The sequence below is a fragment of the Streptomyces sp. NPDC006193 genome (assembly GCF_040613915.1).
Lineage (GTDB): Bacteria > Actinomycetota > Actinomycetes > Streptomycetales > Streptomycetaceae > Streptomyces.
The window spans coordinates 112,123-131,535 of sequence record NZ_JBEXTB010000009.1; the positions used below are offsets into that span (position 1 = coordinate 112,123).

Here is a 19,413-nt window from a genome sequence, read left to right on the forward strand (position 1 = left end):
TACCGATGTCCTTTCCCCTGCTGACAGCGACGGCGGCGCTCCCGGCCCTCGGGGCCGTCGCCACGGCCGCCGTGCCCGCCGCCCGGCGCACCGCCGCCAAATGGCTCGCGCTGCTCGTCTCCCTCGCCACGCTCGCCCTGGCGGTCGCGGTCCTGGTCCGCTTCGACCCGGGCGGCGCCCGCTACCAGCTCACCGAGTCCCACCCGTGGATCGCCGACTTCGGGGTCCGGTACGAGCTGGGCGTCGACGGCATCGCGGTGGCGCTGATCGCGCTGACCGCCGTCCTGATCCCGTTCATCGTCCTCGCCGGCTGGCACGACGCCGACCCGCTGGAGACCGGCAGCCGCCGCTGGCGGCCCACCCAGGGCTTCTTCGCGCTGATCCTGGCGGTGGAGGCGATGGTGGTCATCTCCTTCGAGGCCACCGACGTCTTCCTCTTCTACATCTTCTTCGAGGCCATGCTCATCCCGATGTACTTCCTCATCGGCGGCTTCGGGGACCGTGCCCACGAGCACGGCGAGGAGACGGCGGCCACCCAGCGGTCGTACGCCGCGGTGAAGTTCCTGCTCTACAACCTGGCCGGCGGCCTGATCATGCTGGCCGCGGTGATCGGCCTGTACGTGGTGGCGGGCGACTTCAGCCTGCAGCGGATCGCCGAGGCGCGCGCGAGCGGTTCGCTGCACATGGCGACGAGCACCGAGCGCTGGCTGTTCCTCGGCTTCTTCTTCGCCTTCGCGGTGAAGGCGCCGCTGTGGCCGCTGCACACCTGGCTGCCCAACGCCATGCAGGAGTCCACCGCCCCGGTCGCCGTGCTCATCACCGCGGTCGTCGACAAGGTGGGCACGTTCGCGATGCTCCGCTTCTGCCTCCAGCTCTTCCCGGAGGCCAGCAGGTGGGCGACGCCCGTGATCCTCGTCCTGGCGCTGATCAGCATCGTCTACGGCGCGCTGCTCGCCGTGGGCCAGCGGGACATCAAACGCCTGGTGGCGTACGCGTCGATCTCGCACTTCGGCTTCATCGTCATGGGCATCTTCGCGATGACCAGCCAGGGCCAGTCCGGCGCCACGCTGTACATGGTCAACCACGGCATCTCCACGGCCGCGCTGATGCTGGTCGCCGGCTTCCTGATCTCCCGGCGCGGCTCGCGGCTCATCGCCGACTACTCAGGCGTGCAGAAGGTCGCCCCGGTGCTCGCCGGCACCTTCCTGATCGGCGGCCTCGCCACCCTGTCCCTGCCGGGCCTCGCACCGTTCGTGAGCGAGTTCCTGGTGCTGGTCGGCACGTTCGCCCGCTACCCGGTGATCGGCGTCATCGCCACCTTCGGCATCGTGCTCGCCGCGCTCTACACCCTCGTCCTGTACCAGCGGACGATGACGGGCCCGGTGAAGCCCGAGGTCTCGGCGATGCCCGACCTCCGCGTGCGCGAGCTGGCGGTGATCGCCCCGCTGATCGTGCTGCTGATCGTCCTGGGCGTCTACCCCAAGCCCGTCACGGACATCATCGACCCGGCGGTCAGGCAGACCATGTCGGACGTACACAAACAGGACCCCAAGCCCGAGGTGGAGGCGGCCAAGTGAGCGCAGCAGCCGTCCACAGCCTGTGGACAACCGCGGCCGATCCGATCTCGAAGATCGACGCGCCGAAGATCGAATACGGACAGCTCTCCCCGACCCTGATCGTCATCGGGGCCGCGCTGGCCGGGGTGCTCATCGAGGCGTTCGTGCCGCGCCGGGCCCGCTACCACGCCCAGGTGTTCGTGTCCGCCGTGGCCTTGTGCGCCGCGTTCGCCGCGGTCGTCGCACTCGCGGCCGGCGGGTACGGCACCACCAAGGCGCACATCGCGGCCATGGGCGCCGTCGCCGTCGACGGCCCGGCCCTGTTCCTCCAGGGCACGATCCTGCTGGCCGGCCTCGTCGGGCTGTTCACCTTCGCCGAGCGGCGCCTGGACCCGGCCGCCCACGGCAACCGCGTCGACTCCTTCGCCGCACAGCCCGCCTCCGTGCCCGGCAGCGCCGGCGAACAGGCGGCGGTCAAGGCCGGCTTCACCACCACCGAGGTCTTCCCGCTGCTGCTCTTCGCCGTCGGCGGCATGCTGATCTTCCCCGCGGCCAACGACCTGCTGACCCTGTTCGTCGCCCTGGAGGTCCTCTCCCTGCCGCTGTACCTGCTGTGCGCGCTGGCCCGCCGCAAGCGGCTGATGTCGCAGGAAGCCGCGGTCAAGTACTTCCTGCTGGGCGCGTTCGCCTCGGCGTTCACCCTGTTCGGCATCGCGCTGCTGTACGGCTACGCGGGCTCGGTGTCGTACGCGCGCATCGCCCAGGTCGTCGACGGCACGGTCACCGACGTCGACCCGGCCCTCGCCGGCGCCATGGCCAACGACGCGCTGCTGCTGATCGGCGGGGCCATGATCGTGACGGGTCTGCTGTTCAAGGTGGGCGCCGTGCCGTTCCACATGTGGACGCCCGACGTCTACCAGGGCGCGCCCACCCCGGTGACCGGTTTCATGGCGGCGGCGACGAAGGTGGCCGCGTTCGGCGCGCTGCTGCGTCTGCTCTACGTCGTCCTGCCCGGACTGCGCTGGGACTGGCGGCCGGTCATGTGGGCCGTGGCGATCGTCACCATGCTCGGCGGTGCGATCGTCGCCATCACGCAGACGGACATCAAACGGCTGCTGGCGTACTCGTCCATCGCGCACGCGGGATTCATCCTCGCGGGTGTCATCGCCACGTCGAAGGAGGGCGTCTCCTCGGTCCTCTTCTACCTGGCGGGCTACTCCTTCGTGACGATCGGCGCGTTCGCCGTGGTCACGCTGGTGCGGGACGCGGGCGGCGAGGCCACCCACCTGTCGAAGTGGGCCGGCCTCGGCCGCCGCTCGCCGCTGGTCGCGGCCGTGTTCGCGGTGTTCCTGCTGGCGTTCGCCGGCATCCCACTGACCTCCGGTTTCGCCGGGAAGTTCGCCGTGTTCAAGGCCGCGGCGGACGGCGGCGCGGCCCCGCTGGTCGTGGTCGGTGTGATCTCCTCGGCGATCGCCGCGTTCTTCTACATCCGTGTGATCGTGCTGATGTTCTTCAGCGAGCCGAGGCCGGAAGGCCCGACCGTCGCCGTCCCGTCACCCCTGACCACGGTGGCGATCGGCCTGGGCGTGGCGGTGACACTCGTCCTCGGAGTGGCGCCGCAGTACTTCCTGGACCTGGCGGACCAGGCGGGAGTGTTCGTGCGCTGACGCCGACCGCGCATGTGCCGCTGCCCGGCGCCCTCCTCCGGAAGGGGCCGGGCAGCGGCGCGTCCAGGGGGCTCACCGGTTCCGGTCGCGGCGAGCCTCGATCCGCGCGAGGCCGAGGCCCAGCGGGAACGGCCCGTCCCGCTTCATCCGCTCACGGAAGATGCCGGTGCTGGTGCACGACGACCGTGTCTTCGACGGGCGGTGCCGCCGGCGAGCCTGTGGACAACTCCAGGGCTGTCGGTCCGGGCCCCTATGGTGGAGGCAGCGGTCGAGAGACGACACACGGGGGACCGGCGGGGGACAGGACGATGGGCGCGACGGGCGGGATCAGCGAGATGCCACAGGTGACCGAGGGGCCGGGCGCGGCCGGCAGCGAGGCGCTGGCCACGCTGCGCCGCGTCTTCGGATACGAGGCCTTCCGGGGCGAGCAGCAAGCGGTCATCGAGCATGTGGTGGCGGGCGGCGACGCCGTCGTCCTCATGCCGACCGGCGGCGGCAAGTCGCTGTGCTACCAGATCCCGGCCCTGGTCCGGCCCGGCACCGGTGTGGTGGTCTCGCCGCTGATCGCGCTCATGCAGGACCAGGTGGACGCCCTGCGCGCCCTCGGCGTCCGCGCCGGCTTCGTCAACTCCACGCAGGACTTCGACGAGCGGCGCGTCGTCGAAGCCGAGTTCCTGGCCGGCGAACTCGACCTGCTGTACCTGGCGCCGGAGCGGCTGCGCCTGGACGCCACGCTGGACCTGCTCTCCCGCGGCAAGATCTCCGTCTTCGCGATCGACGAGGCGCACTGCGTGTCCCAGTGGGGCCACGACTTCCGCCCCGACTACCTCGCCCTGTCCGTCCTCGGCGAGCGCTGGCCGGACGTCCCGCGGATCGCCCTCACCGCCACGGCCACCCGCGCCACCCACCAGGAGATCACCCAGCGGCTGCACATGCCGGCGGCCCGGCACTTCGTCGCCAGCTTCGACCGGCCCAACATCCAGTACCGGATCGTGCCCAAGGCCGATCCCCGCAAGCAGCTGCTCGCCTTCCTCCGCGAGGAGCACCCGGGCGACGCCGGCATCGTGTACTGCCTGTCGCGCGCCTCGGTCGACCGCACCGCGGAGTTCCTGACCGCCCACGGCATCGAGGCGGTGCCGTACCACGCGGGCCTCGACGCGGCCACCCGCGCCGCGCACCAGTCCCGGTTCCTGCGCGAGGACGGCCTGGTCGTGGTGGCGACCATCGCCTTCGGCATGGGCATCGACAAACCGGACGTCCGCTTCGTCGCCCACCTGGACCTGCCCAAGTCGATCGAGGGCTACTACCAGGAGACCGGCCGCGCCGGCCGCGACGGCCTGCCGTCCACGGCCTGGATGGCCTACGGCCTGAACGACGTCATACAGCAGCGCAAGCTGATCCAGTCCGGCGAGGGCGACGAGGCGTTCCGCCGCCGGGCCGCCGCGCACCTCGACGCCATGCTCGCCCTGTGCGAGACCGCCCGGTGCCGCCGCGGCCAGCTGCTCGCCTACTTCGGCCAGGAACCCGACCCGGCGGGCTGCGGCAACTGCGACACCTGCCTGACCCCGCCGGAGACCTGGGACGGCACGGTCGCCGCGCAGAAGGTGCTGTCCACGGTGGTGCGGCTGCAGCGCGAGCGCGGGCAGAAGTTCGGCGCGGTGCAGATCGTCGACATCCTGCTCGGCAGGCGCACCGGCAAGGTGATCCAGTTCGACCACGACCGGCTGTCCGTCTTCGGCATCGGCCAGGACCTGACCGAGGGCGAGTGGCGGAGCGTCATCCGGCAGATGCTGGCCCAGGGGCTGCTCGCGGTCGAGGGGGAGTACGGCACGCTGGCGCTCACCGAGGCCAGCGGCGCGGTGCTGCGGCGCGAGCGCGAGGTGCCGCTGCGCAAGGAGCCGAAGAAGCCGGCCGCCTCCCGGACGCGGTCGTCCGGCGCGTCCGGGGGCAAGCCCCAGGCCGCCGCCGAGCTGCCCGAGACCCTGCTCCCGGCCTTCGAGGCCCTGCGCGCCTGGCGTGCCGAGCGGGCCCGGGAACAGGGCGTCCCGGCGTACGTCGTCTTCCACGACGCCACCCTGCGGGAGATCGTGACCCGGTGGCCGGGCTCGGTGCGCGAGCTCGGCACGGTGAACGGCGTCGGCGAGAGGAAGCTGGCCACGTACGGGGAAGGCGTGCTGGAGGTCCTGGCCTCCCTGGACCCGCCGGCGGCCGCGGACACCGCCCCGCAGGATGCCGGACCCGCGCGGGACGACCGGCCCTGGCCCGCGGAGGAACCGGAGCCGGACGACTGGGCGTAAGGGGCTCGCCCAGGTCAGGTCGGCGCCGGGCTGACCCGGACGAGGCCCCCTGGCCGGCCCGGGCGGTCAGGACAGGGCCGTCAGGCCCGGTGCGAAGGTGATCAGCAGCGGCAGCAGCGGCACCAGCGCGGCCGCCGTCGTCGTCAGCGCCCGGTGCCGGGGCAGCAGCCGCGGCGGCGGCTCCAGCAGCCGGTCCACGCGTTCGCCGAGGAGACGGCGGCTGGAGGCGCAGGACAGCACACCCCGGTGCTGGTTCAGCTCGATCAGCGCGAGGGCCGTGGTGACGTGCCCGCAGCGCCGGGACGCCGTGTCGTCGGCGGCCAGTTCGACCAGGCGGTGCGTCTGGTCGCAGAAGTGCGCGAAGAGCGGCACGTGCGGGAAGCCCGTCGCGAGCGCGGTGGACAGGTGCAGCAGCCAGTCGTGGTGGGCGCGGGCGTGCCCGCGCTCGTGGGTGAGGACGGCGTCGAGCTGGTGGCCGGTGAGGCGGTGCAGCGCCCCGGTGGTGACGACCAGCTGCGGCGGGTGCCCGGGCATCCACCAGGCGTCCGGGTACTCGTCCTCCAGCACCAGCATCGGGCCGCGGCCCACCGGCAGCCCGGCCGGCAGATCGGGGGCGCGCTCGCGCAGGTGCGCCCGGACCCGGCCCCGGCTGCGGCGGGCCTCGACGAGTTCCCGGGCCAGCATCGCCGTCGTCCAGGCGGCCCCGCAGGCCAGCAGCAGGGTGAGCGCGGCGGCCCACGCCGGCGCGGCGGACAGGTCGTAGGCGGCGGTGACGGCGGGCGGCGCGGGCGCGAACACCCGGTCGCGCACGGTGTGGAAGACGGCCGCCGTCCCCAGGACCAGGGCGGTCAGGCAGCACAGCAGGACGGTGGCGACGAGGCACTGCCACACCCACAGCGCGACCACGGGTTCCCGCTCGGGCCAGGCGGCCCGGGTCAGCGCGCGCGGGGCCGGCACGGCGGCCGTCAGGGCGACGACGCTCAGCAGGAGCAGGCAGACAGTCATGCCGGGGCTCCGGTTCCGGTCGAGGAGGGGTGCGGGCTCGGTGGTGCCGGGCACGCGGCGCGTGACCGTGCGGCGGGTGCGGTGGTGTCCCTGCCAGTATGACGAAGCCGGGGGGTGCGAGTCAGGTGCCGGCGGCGATCCGGGCCGGACCCCGGCACGCGCGCGTGAGCGGCGTCCGCGGCGTCACGCGCGCGCACCGGCGCGGCCGGCCGGCCGGGTCAGCCCGGCACGATCCGCCCGGTGACCTCGCCGAGGCCCACCCGGCGCCCCTGTGCGCCGGGCGCCCAGGCGGACAGGGTCACCACGTCCCCGTCCTGCAGGAACGTGCGCTTGCCGTCCGGGAGCTCCAGCGGGTCGCGGCCGTTCCAGGTCAGCTCCAGCAGCGAGCCGCGCTGGCCCTCGGCCGGACCGCTCACCGTGCCGGAGCCGTACAGGTCGCCGGTGCGCAGCGCGGCGCCGTTCACCGTCATGTGGGCGAGCTGCTGGGCGGCCGTCCAGTACATCGTGGAGAACGGCGGCTCGGACACCACGTGGCCGTTGATCGCGACGGAGATGCGCAGGTCGTAGCCGCCGGGCTCGGTTCCGGGCGCCGTGTCGTCCAGGTAGGGCAGCAGGGGGTGGGTGCGCTCGGGGGGCGCCACGCGCGCGTGCTCCAGCGCCTCCAGCGGGGTCACCCATGCCGACACCGAGGTGGCGAAGGACTTGGCGAGGAAGGGGCCGAGCGGGACGTACTCCCAGGCCTGGATGTCCCGTGCGGACCAGTCGTTGAGCAGGCAGAGCCCGAAGACGTGCTCCCGGAAGCCGCCGAGCCCGACCGGGCGGCCCTGCCGGGACGGGACGCCCACGACGAAGCCGACCTCGGCCTCGATGTCCAGCCGGACCGACGGGCCGAAGACGGGTGCCGGGTCACCCGGTCCCTTGCGCTGCCCGGACGGCCGTACGACGTCGGTGCCCGAGACCACCACCGTGCCGGCCCGGCCGTGGTAACCGACCGGCAGGTGCTTCCAGTTGGGCATGAGGGAGTCCGCGGCGTCCGGGCGGAAGATCCGGCCGGCGTTCCTGGCGTGGTGCTCCGAGGCGTAGAAGTCGACGTAGTCCGCCACGTCGAAGGGCAGGTGCAGGGTGACCTCGGACAGGGGGTGGAACAGCGGCTCGACCGTCGCGCGGTGCGCGGGGTCGGTGACCCAGGAGGTGAGGGCGCGCCGCACGTCCGACCAGACGCCGCGGCCCGCGGCCAGCAGGGGGTTGAGGGTGGGCCGGGCGAGCAGCGGCTGGTGGGGCGAGCCGAGGGCCGCGGCCGCGGCGCCCGCGTCGAGGACGTGGTCGCCGAGCCGGACGCCGACCCTGCGCTCGGTGCTGCCGGCGGGCGAGAACACGCCGTAGGGGAGGTTGTGCGGACCGAAGGGGTCGCCCTCGGGGACGTCGAAGGGGGGCATGGGGTGGCGCCTCACTCTCATCCGGGCCGTGCATGGCGTGCGATCCGTGTGGTCGCGCCACACGTTACGGCCGATCCGCGGGTCTTGGGCAGTGCCTCAGGAGGCGTTCGGCGCCTCAGGGGTGAGCGGCAGGTTGTCCGAACAGCGGCTCAAGAGTTCGCAATGTCCGGATAAGCCTTGTCGGAGCCGGTAGTTCCGGCTTAGCGTCCCTGGGGGACTCGGACGGGGTGGGTCCGTTCCATCTGGGGGGACGCATGGGGAGACCCGTGGCCGGACACACCGCCGGAGTGCCGGTGGACGCCGACCGTGACGTGCCGGGACTGATCGTCAAGTTCGGCGACTACCCGCTGCACCACGGGGGCGTGGGCGCGATCCGCAGTCTGGGCCGCCTGGGCGTGCCCATGTACGCCGTCACCGAGGACCCGTACACGCCGGCGGCCTCCTCGCGGTATCTGCGCCGGGCGTTCGTGTGGCCGACGACCGGTGCGGAGGACCCCGGTCACCTGGTCGAGGGACTGCTGCGCATCGGCCGCCGGATCGGCCGCCCGGCCGTGCTGCTCCCGACGGACGAGGAGGCCGCCGTCCTCATCGCCGAGCACCAGGGCGAGTTGACGGGATCGTTCCTGTTCCCGCGGGTGGACCCCGCGCTGCCGCGCCGGCTGGCCAGCAAGCAGGGGCTGCACGAACTGTGCGCGGAGCACGGCGTGGCGAGCCCCGCGGCCGTGTTCCCGCGGTCGTACGAGGACGTCGTCGCGTTCGCCGGCACGGCCCGCTTCCCGGTGGTGGCCAAGAACCGGGAGGCGTTCGTCCGGCGCAGACGGCCCGCCGTGAACGGCACCACGCGGATCGGCACCCGCGAGGCGCTGCTCGCCCTGGCCCGCGACTGGGGCGAGCGGCCCGGCGTCGTCCTGCAGGAGTACCTGCCGCGCGAGCAGGCCGAGGACTGGATCGTGCACGCCTGCTTCGACCAGGACTCCCGCCCGCTGGCGCTCTTCACCGGCGTCAAGGTCCGCTCCTGGCCGCCGCACGCCGGGATGACGGCGCACGCGTACGTCGTCGACAACCCGGAACTCGCCGGCCTCGCCGCTCGTTTCGTCCGGCGGATCGGCTTCAGCGGCGTCGTCGACCTCGACCTGCGCTTCGACCGGCGCGACGGGCAGTACAAGCTCCTCGACTTCAACCCGCGCATGGGCGCCCAGTTCCGGCTGTTCGAGAACGCCTCCGGCGTGGACGTCGTCCGTGCCCTGCACCTGCACCTGACCGGCCGTCCCGTTCCGGAGGGGGAGCAGCGCGCCGGCCGCCGCTACATCGTGGAGAACATCGACCTCCCCGCCCTCCTCGCCTACCGCCGCAGCGGCTACACGACGCCGCACGCGCCGGCGAGGGCGAGCGGGACGGAGCTGGCCTGGTTCGCGGGCGACGACCCGCTGCCGTTCCTCACGATGCTCGCCCGCTTCGCGCGCCCGGGCGCGAAGCACCTGAGTCAGCTGTGGCGCGCCCGCCGCCGCGGCGGCACCACCACGAAGTAGGCAAGGCCACGACAGCGTGGCGCACCGCGTCCTGGGGAGGGACTTCGTGATCCGACCGGTTGCAGTGATCGGGGCCGGACCGTACGGCCTGTCCACCGCCGCCCATCTACGGGCCCGCGGCATCCCGGTCCGCGTCTTCGGCGACCCCATGGTCAGCTGGCGCGACCACATGCCCGAGGGCATGCTCCTGAAGTCGACGCCCGCCGCCTCCCGTATCGACTGCCCCCAGCCCGGCCACTCCCTCGCCGACTACTGCGACGCGGCCGGGATCCGCCCTCTGGTGACCGATGTGGACCTCATCCCCGTGGAGACGTTCCTCGCCTACGGCGAGTGGTTCCAGCAGAAGCTGGTCCCGGACCTGGAACGGGTGCGTGTCGTCTCGGTCGACCGCGCAGCCGGCGGCTTCGCGGTCGGGCTGGAGCCGGGCGAGCCGTTCACCGCGCGTGCGGTCGTCGTCGCCACCGGCCTGTCGGGGCTCGCGTACCTGCCCCGCGAGCTGGCCGCGGCGGCGCCCGGCGGGCCCGCCCCGGCCGGCCCCCTCTCGCACAGCTCCCAGCACCACGACCTCGGCCGGTTCGCCGGCAAGGAGCTGATCGTCGTCGGCGCCGGCCAGTCCGCGCTGGAGACGGCGGCGCTCGCGGCCGAGGCAGGCGCCCGCGTGCGCGTGGTCGCGCGCGGCCGCGGCCGGGTCGCCTTCGGCGCGCCGCCCTGGAAGCAGCCGAGGCTCCGCCCGGAGTCCCCCTTCGGCCGGGCCTGGACCCTGTGGGCGCTCAGCAACTACCCGCACCCGTACCGCTTCCTGCCCGCGACCGTCCGCCACCACCTGGTCCGCCGGGTCCTCGGCCCGCTCGGCGCCTGGTGGCTGCGCGAGCGCTTCGAGAGCAGCGTGCAGGTCCAGGACGTCGAGCGGATCGTCGGCGCCGAGGCCCGGGACGGCGGCCCCGTGCTCACCGTCCGCACCCACGCCGGCCGTACCGAGCGGCTCACCGCCGACCACGTCATCGCCGCCACCGGCTACCGCGTCGACCTCGCGGCGATGGGCTTCCTCGGCCACGGGCTGCGCACCCGGCTCGCGGTGAGCCGCGGCACGCCCCGACTCGGCCCCGGCTACGTCTCCTCGGTGCCCGGCCTGTACTTCACCGGACTGCCGGCGGCTGCCTCGTACGGCCCCGTGATGCGCTTCGTCTGCGGTACGGAGTTCGCCTCCCCGCGCCTGGCGGCACATCTGGCGGCCGCGCACGGGTGAGCCGGCGCGCGGGCCGCCCTGGGTGCGAAGCCACTGATCAGCGGGCTGCGGCGGCCGGCGGGTGCGGTGAGCGACGGATGAGTGGGCGGGCCCCGGCCTCCGTATTCTCTGATCATGGCACCCACCCCCGCATACGCCCTGATCGCCACCGACCTGGACGGGACGCTGCTGCGCGGCGACGACACCGTCTCCGACCGGTCGCTCGCCGCGCTCGCGCGGGCGGCGCGGGCCGGCGCCCGGCACCTGGTGGTCACCGGCCGCCCGGCCCCGCGGGTGCGGCCGCTGCTCGACCGCCTGGGCTGTACGGGGCTCGCGGTGTGCGGGCAGGGCGCGCAGGTCTACGACGCCGGGACCGGCCGGCTGCTGTGGTCGGTGCGGCTGGACCGGGAGCTCGCCGAGACGGCGCTCGGCAAGATCGAGGCGGAGGTGGGGGAGGTCTACGCGGCGGTCGACCAGGACGGCGTCGACGGCCTCACGCTCATCGAGCCCGGCTACCGGATGCCCCATCCGACGCTGCCCGCAGTGCGGGTCGGCCGGCGGGACGAGCTGTGGTGCCAGCCCATCAGCAAGGTGCTGCTGCGGCACGCCGTCCTGTCGGACGACGAGCTGGCGGCGGTGGCGCGTGCGGTGGTGGGCTCGCTGGCCACGGTCACCATGTCGGGGCCGGGGACGGTGGAGCTGCAGCCGAGCGGGGTGACCAAGGCGACGGGGCTGGCGCTGGCCGCCGAGCGGCTCGGGATCGGCGCCGGTCGGGTCCTCGCCTTCGGCGACATGCCCAATGACGTCCCGATGCTCGTCTGGGCCGGGCACGGCGTCGCCATGGCCGACGCGCACCCCGAACTCAAGGCGGTGGCCGACGAGATCACCCTGTCGAACGAGGACGACGGCGTCGCCGTCGTCCTCGAGAGGCTGTTCCCGGCCGGCTGACCGGCCCGTCGGCGGGGCCGGCCGGCCGGTCCGGGACCGCGGGGTGGCGCCGGCTGTCAGTAGGGGCCGAAGACGTTGTCGATCGAGCCGTAGCGCGCGGCCGCGTAGTTGCAGGCGGCGGTGATGTTCGCGACCGGGTCGAAGGGGTCGAACGAGGTGCCCGGCACGTGGTACGCGGCGAACGTCGGGTCGATGACCTGGAGCAGGCCCTTGGACGGGGTGCCCTTGGCGGCGTTGGAGTCCCAGAGGTTGATGGCCTTCGGGTTGCCGGAGGACTCCCGCATGACGTTGCGGTAGATGCCGTTGTAGGTGCCCGGAATGCCCCGCTCGGCCATGATCGCGAGGGACTCGCGGATCCAGCCGTCGAGGTTGTCCGGGTAGCCGGTGGTGGCGGCGGCCGTCGTGGTGGTGGCGGTGGCCGCGGAGGCGCCGGTCGCGCCGACGAGCGGCAGGACGAGGACGGCGGCTCCGGCGCCGGCGGTGACAACGGTGCGCATGAGGCGGCTGATGCGGTTGCGGCGGCGCTGGGCGGCAGCAGACATGGGGGCTTTCCTCTCCTACGCCTGCGAGGTGAGCTGTCGGGTTCGGGCGGGGAGGTGCCCGGCCGTGCCCCGGCGGAGGCACGGCTTCACCCCTAGCCGTTCCGGTCGGCACGGTGCCGTCCGGCCCGGCGGCTTACCTGGGTCCCCCGCTCCTGCCGTACGAGTGAGTCGGTCGATGGGTCACACGGGCGGCGGCAGGATTCGGCGTCCGCCCGACGGCCGGGAACGTATGCGAGAGCACATGTCGGGAACAAGTGCCGGAATCACACAACGCGCTATTTGACCTTGATCGACGCCGTATGGGGTGCTTGATCCTTTGCGGTCGCGCATCTCAACTCGCCGACAGGGCAAGGGGGCCGGGCGCTCTCCGTGCGCCGGGCGCGCCCCCGGGGCGCGTGACCCAATTCACGAAATGGCAAATGGCGCGAAACCGGACATGGGGGATTCAGGGGATTCCGGCGGGTGGCCGAAAAGAGAGGTGGCTAAAACGGTGAATATGCAGCGGAAGGATGGGATTGCTGTTTAGTGGGCGAATGTCCGTTATTACCATCCGATCACTGTGATGCCGGTCATGATCCGCTACGGCCCGGGCTGGACCGGTGGGCGCTATCGGTGATCGAAACAGGACCGGATACGCTGACTTGAGTGAGGGCAGCGACCTATCGACAAACCGTGTAATCGGCAGCAGACACCAGCAGACAGGAGACTCCTCGTGACCGTCGTCGGGCCGTTCGGGCTGAGCGTGCGGGACCAGGCTCTGGAAGCCGATGTCCAGGCCGGATTGACGGCTGTCGAGGAAGGCTTGCTCGAGGCCACCAAGAGCGAGGTCCCGTTCATCACGGAGGCCGCGCAGCATCTCGTACGGGCCGGCGGGAAGCGGTTCCGGCCGCTGCTCGTGATGCTCGCCGCACAGTTCGGCGACCCCTACGCGCCGGGCGTCGTGCCGTCGGCCGTGGTCGTGGAACTGACCCATCTGGCCACGCTGTACCACGACGACGTCATGGACGAGGCGACCGTGCGCCGCGGCGTGGAGAGCGCCAACACGCGCTGGGGCAACTCCGTCGCGGTCCTCACCGGCGACTTCCTCTTCGCCCGCGCCTCCCAGATCCTCGCCGACCTCGGCCCCGAGGCGGTCCGGGTGCAGGCCCTGGCGTTCGAACGGCTGGTCACCGGCCAGATCCTGGAGACGGCGGGCCCCTCGGACGGCCGCGACCCGGTCGAGCACTACCTGGACGTGCTCGGCGGCAAGACCGGCTCCCTGGTGGCGGTGTCCTGCCGGTTCGGCGCGATGATGTCCGGCGCCGACGAGACGGTCGTGGACGTCCTCACCCAGTACGGGGAGCGGCTCGGGGTCGCCTTCCAGCTCGCCGACGACGTCCTGGACATCGCCTCCGACTCCCACGAGTCCGGCAAGACCCCGGGCACCGACCTGCGCGAGGGCATCCCCACCCTGCCCGTGCTGCGGCTGCGCGAGCGGGCCGCCCGGCTGGGGCTGCCCGAGGACGTCGCGCTGTGCGAGCTGCTGGACTCCGACCTCAGCGACGACGCCCGGCACGCCGAGGCGCTGGCCGCGCTGCGCGCGCACCCCGCGCTGGAGCAGGCCCGCCGGGACACCGTGCGGTACGCGGAGGAGGCGCGGGCCGTGCTCGCGCCGCTGCCGGAGTGCGACGCCAAGGCGGCGCTGCTGCAGCTGTGCGACGCGGTCGTGCACCGCGCCGGCTGACCCGGCGGGCCGGCCGCACGGCCGGTCCCTTCCCCCGCGCCCCCCGCGGGCGTGCCTCCCCGCACGGCTCCGACGAGCCGTGTCGTCCCCCACGGCCCCCGCGGCCGGTGTCTGCCCGCACGACCCCTACGGGACGGGTCGGACGCCGCCCCCGCATGTCATACCGCAGGCGTACACCGAGGTGGCTCCGAGGGCTGACGCTTCCGCACGGCGGATTTGGTCAGATGGAACCACGGACATCACCACTCCTCACCGATCCGGGTGAGAAGGGCGGCTCCGGTGGACACCGTGAGGACAGCCGCCGCCGACGACGGAGGTAAGGCACACATGGCACCGTACGAATCCGACGACGCACCGGGCGCGGCCCGGGACGAGGACGCGCGCACCGGCCGGCGCAGGGCCGCCCGCTACGCGGTCCCGGTCGCGGTGGTGGGGGTGGCGGCGGCCACGATCGGGCTGGTCCCGGCGCTCGCCGACTCCGGCGACCCCGACCTGCCGAGGATCAGCGCCGAGCAGCTCGTCCAGAAGATCGCCGCGTCGGACGTGCAGCGGCTGTCCGGCACCGTGAAGATCACCACCGACCTCGGCCTGCCCGACCTCGGCGGGCTGGAGAAGGGCATGCTCTCCGGGGCGGCCCAGGGCTCCGGCGACGGTTCCTCCGCCGACCCCCGGGCCAAGCTCACCGAGCTGGTCTCCGGCACCCACACCGTGCGCGTCGCGGCCGACGGCCCCGACCGGCAGAAGCTGTCCCTGCTGGAGGGCGGCGAGGAATACAGCCTCATCCACAACGGCAAGGACGTCTGGGGCTACGACAGCAGGAGCAACGAGGTCCACCACTCCACCGGGGCCGGCTCCGGCAAGGACCACGGGGCCGAACCGCCCACCACGCCCGAGGACTTCGCCGACGAGGCGCTGAAGTCGGTGGACGACACCACGTCCGTCACCGTCGACGGCACCGCGCAGGTCGCCGGGCGGGACGCCTACAAGCTGCTGATCAAGCCGCGGCAGTCGGGCACCACGGTCGGCGCGATCAGCATCGCCGTGGACGCGAGGACCGGCCTGCCGCTGAAGTTCACGCTCACCCCGAAGAGCGGCGGCGCCGCCGTCCTCGACGCGGGCTTCACCCAGGTCTCCTTCGCCCGGCCCGCCGCCTCCGCCTTCGACTTCACCCCGCCCAAGGGCGCGAAGGTCACCGAGGAGAAGGAGGGCGCCGAGGCCCACGAGCACGCCCCGGAGCCCGGCGGCTTCGCCCGGGAACTGGACGGGCTGAAGGTCCTCGGCAAGGGCTGGACCTCCGTCGCCGCGTTCGACACCGGCGCCGCGGGCGGCCTGCCGACCGGGCCCCGGAGCGGCGACCTCGGCGGTTTCCTGGGCTCGCTCGGCGACCAGGTCTCCGGCGAGTTCGGCAAGGGCACCGTGTTCTCCACCCGCCTGGTCAACGCCCTGATCACCGACGACGGCAAGGTCTACGCCGGTGCGGTGACCAAGGACGCCCTGGTGAAGGCGGCCGACGCCGGGAAGTGACCGCTTCTAGGCACGACGACGCCGGGCCGCCCCGGCAGTGACCGCCCCGGACACCGCCGGGGCGGCCCGCGTGCTGGGGGAGCCGGTCACCGGTGGACCGCCGGACCGGGAGCTCGCCGAGGTGACCGCGGCCCCGGCCGCCGCGGGCGTCCGCGTCCGGGGCCGCACGCCGAACGGGCCGCGCCGCAGGACGCGTTCGCGGCGCTGACGGGGGAGGGCGCCGGCGTCGCGTGCCGAGGTTCGGCCGGCAAAGGACCGGCAACGCCCCGGCAACGGCCCGGCCCGCCGGGGACGTTCGGGCTGCCGCACAGCGGGACGCGCGGTGACGGCCGGCACCACGGCCCGGCGGAGGACGTCGACGCGCAGGGCTAGGCGGTCTGGTACGGGAAGCGCGCGAGAGGCGCGTCCTGCGCGAAGAACGTCTTCGCGCGCGCGAGGGCCGCGGTGTCGCGCCGGACGTCGCCGGGGGCGCTGCCGTTGCCCAGCAGGACCCCGCCGAAGCGCATCCCCAGGTAGGCGGCCGAGTTGTTGAGCGTGCCGGCGTACGGGTCGGCGACGCACTGCTCCTCGTGCGCCAGCGCGGCGATGCCCCACAGCGTGCGGCCGGCCATCGTCGCCTTGAAGTCGACGCCCGGCGTGCGCAGCCACGCCGACCAGTGGTCCAGGTAGCGCTTGGTGAGGCTGGACACCGAGTACCAGTAGAGCGGCGAGGCGATCACGATGTCCGTCGCCGCGAGCGTGGCGTCCAGCAGCAGGCCGGCGGCGGTGTCCGACGGCGGCCGTACGTGGTCGCTGTCGTGCCGCAGGTCCTCGAAGTCCGGCAGGGGGTGGTCGGCGAGACGGATCCAGCGCTGCTCGACGTCACCGGGGAGCTGCTCGGCGGCCGCGCGGGCCAGCAGTTCGGTGTTGCCGTCGGCGCGGGCGCTGCCCAGGACGAAGAGGAAGCGGCGGCTCATGGGTCCCCCAGGACGCGACAGGTTCGGAGATCGAATCGCAAGCATGTGCATTATATGCACACGCAATAAGCGTGGGCCAGGGACCGGCTGGTGCGAGGCTGTGACGTCGCGGTGACGGGGAAACCGAGGGGATACCGACAGACTGGCCGGAAGCGTGTACGGCCGGATCGCCACGCCGGGGGAGTGAGGACACACCGATGGCCCGAGTCAGCTTCGAGAAGAGGCGGGCGCTGCCGCCCGTGGCGCACCCGTCGGCGGTGACGGTACGGGTGTTCAGCACCGGGACGGCGTCGGTGGACGGGACGCCGGTGGCGGCCGCACCCGGCGAGGAGATCCAGCGGGTCGTCCTCGACCACCTCCAGCGCCTCGCGATCAGCCTCGGCGCCCCGGTGCGCGCCACGGTCCGGGACGACCGCGCCGGCTGCGTGGTCCCGCTGGAGGTCTCGGCGGACGGCTCCAGCCGGGTGACGGGAGAGCCGGCCCGCATCCCCGCGCCGCAGCCGCGCACGGCGGCCGTGTCGCCGGGAACCGTGCGGCCGCCGACCGGGCAGTTCGGACCGGCCCCCGCGATGGCCGCCCCGGTGACGGACGCGCCCGCCGCGGACACCCGGGCCGGGGGCGCCGACGCGCGGGCCGCGCACCCGCGCGAGCCGGCCGGGGCGGCACACACGCGAGACCGGACCGGGACCGCGCGGCCCGGACACGGAACCGCGCGGCCGGAGGCCGGGAACGCCCGGCCCGCCCGCACCTCGGCGCCGGCCGCCGCCGCACCCCCCGCGCCCGTGGCCGTGCCGCCGCGCGAGGCGTCCGCCCCCGCCCCGCCCCGCGGGTTCGACGCCGTAGCCGAGGAGGTGCTCGGGGACGGGCCCCTGACCGAGACCGCCGAGGGGGCGGAGCTGCTGGCCGAGCCGATGACCCGCATCAGCGAGGCCGTCCGGGACGGCCGCGTCGACACGGCGGCGGAACTGGCCGACCGCGCGCTCGCCGAGGCGTCCGCCGTGCTCGGCCCGCACCACACCGAGGTGCTGCACCTGCGCGAGCTGCGCGCCTACATCGCCTACCTGGCGGGTGACCCGGTCCGCGCCTTCCGGCTGTCCCTGGACCTCGCCCGGCTGCGCCGGACCGCGCGGGACGGGGAGGCCGCCTACGGCAACCTGCAGAGCGCCGCGACCGCCTGGCGCGCCGTCCGCGATCCCGAGGAGGGGCTGCGGCTGGGCCGCGACCTGATCGACCTGTGGACGGACCTCACGGCCGAGCCGGGCCCGGCCGCCGACGATCCGCGCCCGCTGGAGTCCGCCCGGGCCCGCATGGTGCGGCTGACCGACCGCGCGGAACGGGCCGCCCGGCCGTAGTCCCGGAGGGCCGCGCACCCCACCCGGCCCGGGTGGGGCCGCAAGGCGCCGCGGCCGGCCCGTTCCGGACGGCGGGGTCTAGTGGACGCAGAACTCGTTGCCCTCCGGGTCGGCCATGACCACCCACCGGCCGGCCGGCTCGTCCACCTCGCGCAGCACCCGCGCGCCCAGCGTCCCGAGCCGTGCCACCTCGTCCGCGCGCCGCTCGGGGCCGGGGTGCAGGTCGAGGTGGATACGGTTCTTGCCGGTCTTCGGCTCCGGCACGCGCTGGAACAGCAGCCGCCGTCCCAGCCCGGTGCCGGTCTGCGGGTCGTACGGGTCGTCGGGGTGCCGTACGGCGATCAGGTCGCGGAAGGCGGCCCGGCCGTGGTGCTGGACGGCGGCCTCCCGGGGCAGTGCGCCGACGGACAGCAGCCGCTCGACGAGGGCGCTGTTGTCCTCGGTCGTGTAGTGCAGCGCGGCGGCCCAGAAGTCGGCCTGGGCATGCGGGTCGGCCGCGTCGACGACGAGCTTCCAGTGCAGCGGGACGGGTTCCTGTGTGGTCATGGACCCCACTTATAGACGGGCCCGGTGACAGTCACAGCCGGACCCTGCGGCGCAGGGGGTTGCCCCGCGCCGGCGGGACGTCCGCCGCCGGTGCCTCGGCGCCGGCCGCCGGGGCCGCGAGCCGGCCCGGCCGCCGCGCGTTGCGCAGCGCGTCGCCCGTGAGCAGGATCAGCGCGAGCCAGACCAGCGCGAACCCGGCCCACCGCTCGGGCGGCATGGCCTCGTGGAAGTACAGGACGCCGAGCAGGAACTGGAACAGCGGGGCGAGGTACTGCAGCAGGCCGAGCGTGGACAGGGGCACGCGGATCGCCGCCGCGCCGAAGCAGACCAGCGGGAGGGCGGTGACGACGCCGGTGGACGCGAGCAGGGCCGCGTGGCCCGGCCCGCCGGTCACGAAGGTGCCCTCGCCCCGCGCGGTCAGCCACAGCAGATAACCGAGCGCCGGGACGAACTGGATCGCGGTCTCGGCGGCCAGCGACTCCACGCCGCCGAGGTCGACCTTCTTCTTGACCAGGCCGTACACGGCGAAGGAGAAGGCGAGGCAGAGGGAGATCCACGGCGGGCGGCCGTAGCCGACGGTCAGCACGACGACGGCGGCGGCGCCGGTCGCGACCGCCACCCACTGCACCGGCCGCAGCCGCTCCTTGAGTATCAGCACGCCCATGGCGATGGTGACCAGCGGGTTGATGAAGTACCCGAGGGAGGCCTCGACGACGTGACCGGCGTTCACGGCCCAGATGTACACGCCCCAGTTCACGGTGATGACACCGGCCGCGAGGGCGACCAGGGCGAGCCGCCGGGGCCGGCGCAGCAGCTCGCCGGCCCACGCCCAGCGGCGGACGAAGAGCAGGGCGACCGCGACGAAGACCAGGGACCACACCATGCGGTGGGCCAGGATCTCCACGGCGCCCGCGGGTTTCAGCAGGGGCCAGAACAGGGGCACCAGCCCCCACATCCCGTAGGCGGCGAAGCCGTTCAGCAGACCAGTGCGGTGTTCGCCGTCGGACGTTCCGGCCACGGCCCCTCCCTTCTCGCCCGCGCACCCGGCGTACGCGCGCGAGAACGACGGTAACGCCGGCCGCCCCATGCTGTCATGTCCGTATCGCC

15 protein-coding genes, 1 pseudogene and 1 riboswitch are annotated in these 19,413 nt (G+C 73.8%); of the genes and pseudogenes, 10 read left to right on the forward strand and 6 right to left on the reverse strand.

Features of this window, described 5'->3' with window-relative positions; genetic code table 11:
* The first annotated feature begins 5 nt into the window (after positions 1-5).
* The 3 genes from ABZ261_RS12255 (at position 6) to recQ (ending at position 5,520) form a co-directional block, all read left to right on the forward strand.
* Positions 6-1,577: an NADH-quinone oxidoreductase subunit M gene (locus tag ABZ261_RS12255; RefSeq protein WP_356858098.1), complete on the forward strand. Its 1,572-nt coding sequence runs from the start codon at positions 6-8 to the stop codon at positions 1,575-1,577.
* The gene (gene nuoN, locus ABZ261_RS12260; protein WP_356858100.1) at positions 1,574-3,223 is read left to right on the forward strand and encodes an NADH-quinone oxidoreductase subunit NuoN; all 1,650 of its coding nucleotides are present in this window, start codon (positions 1,574-1,576) and stop codon (positions 3,221-3,223) included. The genes ABZ261_RS12255 and nuoN overlap by 4 nt, the downstream gene beginning before the upstream one ends.
* A gap of 308 nt (positions 3,224-3,531) precedes the next feature.
* Positions 3,532-5,520, forward strand: coding sequence for a DNA helicase RecQ (recQ, locus tag ABZ261_RS12265; RefSeq protein WP_356858102.1), 1,989 nt, complete (start codon positions 3,532-3,534; stop codon positions 5,518-5,520).
* Between the two features lie 66 nt (positions 5,521-5,586).
* Here the strand turns inward: recQ and ABZ261_RS12270 are convergent, their stop codons facing one another.
* Positions 5,587-6,525, reverse strand: a complete 939-nt coding sequence (locus ABZ261_RS12270; protein WP_356858104.1) for a M56 family metallopeptidase — start codon at positions 6,523-6,525, stop codon at positions 5,587-5,589.
* Positions 6,526-6,743: 218 nt separating this feature from the next.
* Entirely contained in the window at positions 6,744-7,961 is a 1,218-nt protein-coding gene (gene fahA / locus ABZ261_RS12275; protein ID WP_356858106.1) for a fumarylacetoacetase, read from the reverse strand.
* 254 nt (positions 7,962-8,215) lie between these two features.
* On the opposite strand from fahA, the gene ABZ261_RS12280 reads away from it, so the two are divergent.
* The 3 genes from ABZ261_RS12280 to ABZ261_RS12290 all read left to right on the forward strand — a co-directional run bounded on the left by ABZ261_RS12280 (position 8,216) and on the right by ABZ261_RS12290 (position 11,663).
* The gene (locus ABZ261_RS12280; protein WP_356858108.1) at positions 8,216-9,490 is read left to right on the forward strand and encodes an ATP-grasp domain-containing protein; all 1,275 of its coding nucleotides are present in this window, start codon (positions 8,216-8,218) and stop codon (positions 9,488-9,490) included.
* Positions 9,491-9,536: 46 nt separating this feature from the next.
* Complete coding sequence (locus tag ABZ261_RS12285; RefSeq protein WP_356858110.1) at positions 9,537-10,736, forward strand: FAD-dependent oxidoreductase; 1,200 nt, start codon at positions 9,537-9,539, stop codon at positions 10,734-10,736.
* A gap of 114 nt (positions 10,737-10,850) precedes the next feature.
* Complete coding sequence (locus ABZ261_RS12290; RefSeq protein WP_356858112.1) at positions 10,851-11,663, forward strand: HAD family hydrolase; 813 nt, start codon at positions 10,851-10,853, stop codon at positions 11,661-11,663.
* A gap of 56 nt (positions 11,664-11,719) precedes the next feature.
* On the opposite strand, the gene ABZ261_RS12295 is transcribed toward ABZ261_RS12290, so the two are convergent.
* Entirely contained in the window at positions 11,720-12,205 is a 486-nt protein-coding gene (locus ABZ261_RS12295) for a transglycosylase SLT domain-containing protein (RefSeq protein WP_356858114.1), read from the reverse strand.
* A 5-nt stretch (positions 12,206-12,210) separates the two neighbouring features.
* Positions 12,211-12,390, reverse strand: a riboswitch (cyclic di-AMP (ydaO/yuaA leader).
* A gap of 527 nt (positions 12,391-12,917) precedes the next feature.
* Between ABZ261_RS12295 and ABZ261_RS12300 the strand changes: the two genes are divergently transcribed.
* From ABZ261_RS12300 to ABZ261_RS12310, 3 genes and pseudogenes are all read left to right on the forward strand, one after another.
* Positions 12,918-13,928, forward strand: coding sequence for a polyprenyl synthetase family protein (locus tag ABZ261_RS12300; RefSeq protein WP_356858116.1), 1,011 nt, complete (start codon positions 12,918-12,920; stop codon positions 13,926-13,928).
* A gap of 327 nt (positions 13,929-14,255) precedes the next feature.
* Positions 14,256-15,452: a DUF2092 domain-containing protein gene (locus ABZ261_RS12305; protein ID WP_356858118.1), complete on the forward strand. Its 1,197-nt coding sequence runs from the start codon at positions 14,256-14,258 to the stop codon at positions 15,450-15,452.
* A 76-nt stretch (positions 15,453-15,528) separates the two neighbouring features.
* Positions 15,529-15,683, forward strand: a pseudogene (locus ABZ261_RS12310) (ABC transporter ATP-binding protein); the annotation flags it as partial.
* A 137-nt stretch (positions 15,684-15,820) separates the two neighbouring features.
* Here ABZ261_RS12310 and ABZ261_RS12315 read toward each other — a convergent pair.
* Positions 15,821-16,408, reverse strand: a complete 588-nt coding sequence (locus ABZ261_RS12315; RefSeq protein WP_356858120.1) for an NAD(P)H-dependent oxidoreductase — start codon at positions 16,406-16,408, stop codon at positions 15,821-15,823.
* A 197-nt stretch (positions 16,409-16,605) separates the two neighbouring features.
* Between ABZ261_RS12315 and ABZ261_RS12320 the strand changes: the two genes are divergently transcribed.
* Positions 16,606-17,760 (forward strand): hypothetical protein, encoded by a 1,155-nt coding sequence (locus ABZ261_RS12320; protein WP_356858122.1) that lies wholly within the window; start codon positions 16,606-16,608, stop codon positions 17,758-17,760.
* Positions 17,761-17,838: 78 nt separating this feature from the next.
* Here ABZ261_RS12320 and ABZ261_RS12325 read toward each other — a convergent pair whose 3' ends face one another.
* On the reverse strand, positions 17,839-18,306 hold the full coding sequence (locus ABZ261_RS12325; protein ID WP_356858124.1) for a VOC family protein: 468 nt from the start codon (positions 18,304-18,306) through the stop codon (positions 17,839-17,841).
* A gap of 31 nt (positions 18,307-18,337) precedes the next feature.
* The gene (gene rarD / locus ABZ261_RS12330) at positions 18,338-19,324 is read right to left on the reverse strand and encodes an EamA family transporter RarD (protein ID WP_356858126.1); all 987 of its coding nucleotides are present in this window, start codon (positions 19,322-19,324) and stop codon (positions 18,338-18,340) included.
* Positions 19,325-19,413 lie beyond the last annotated feature (89 nt).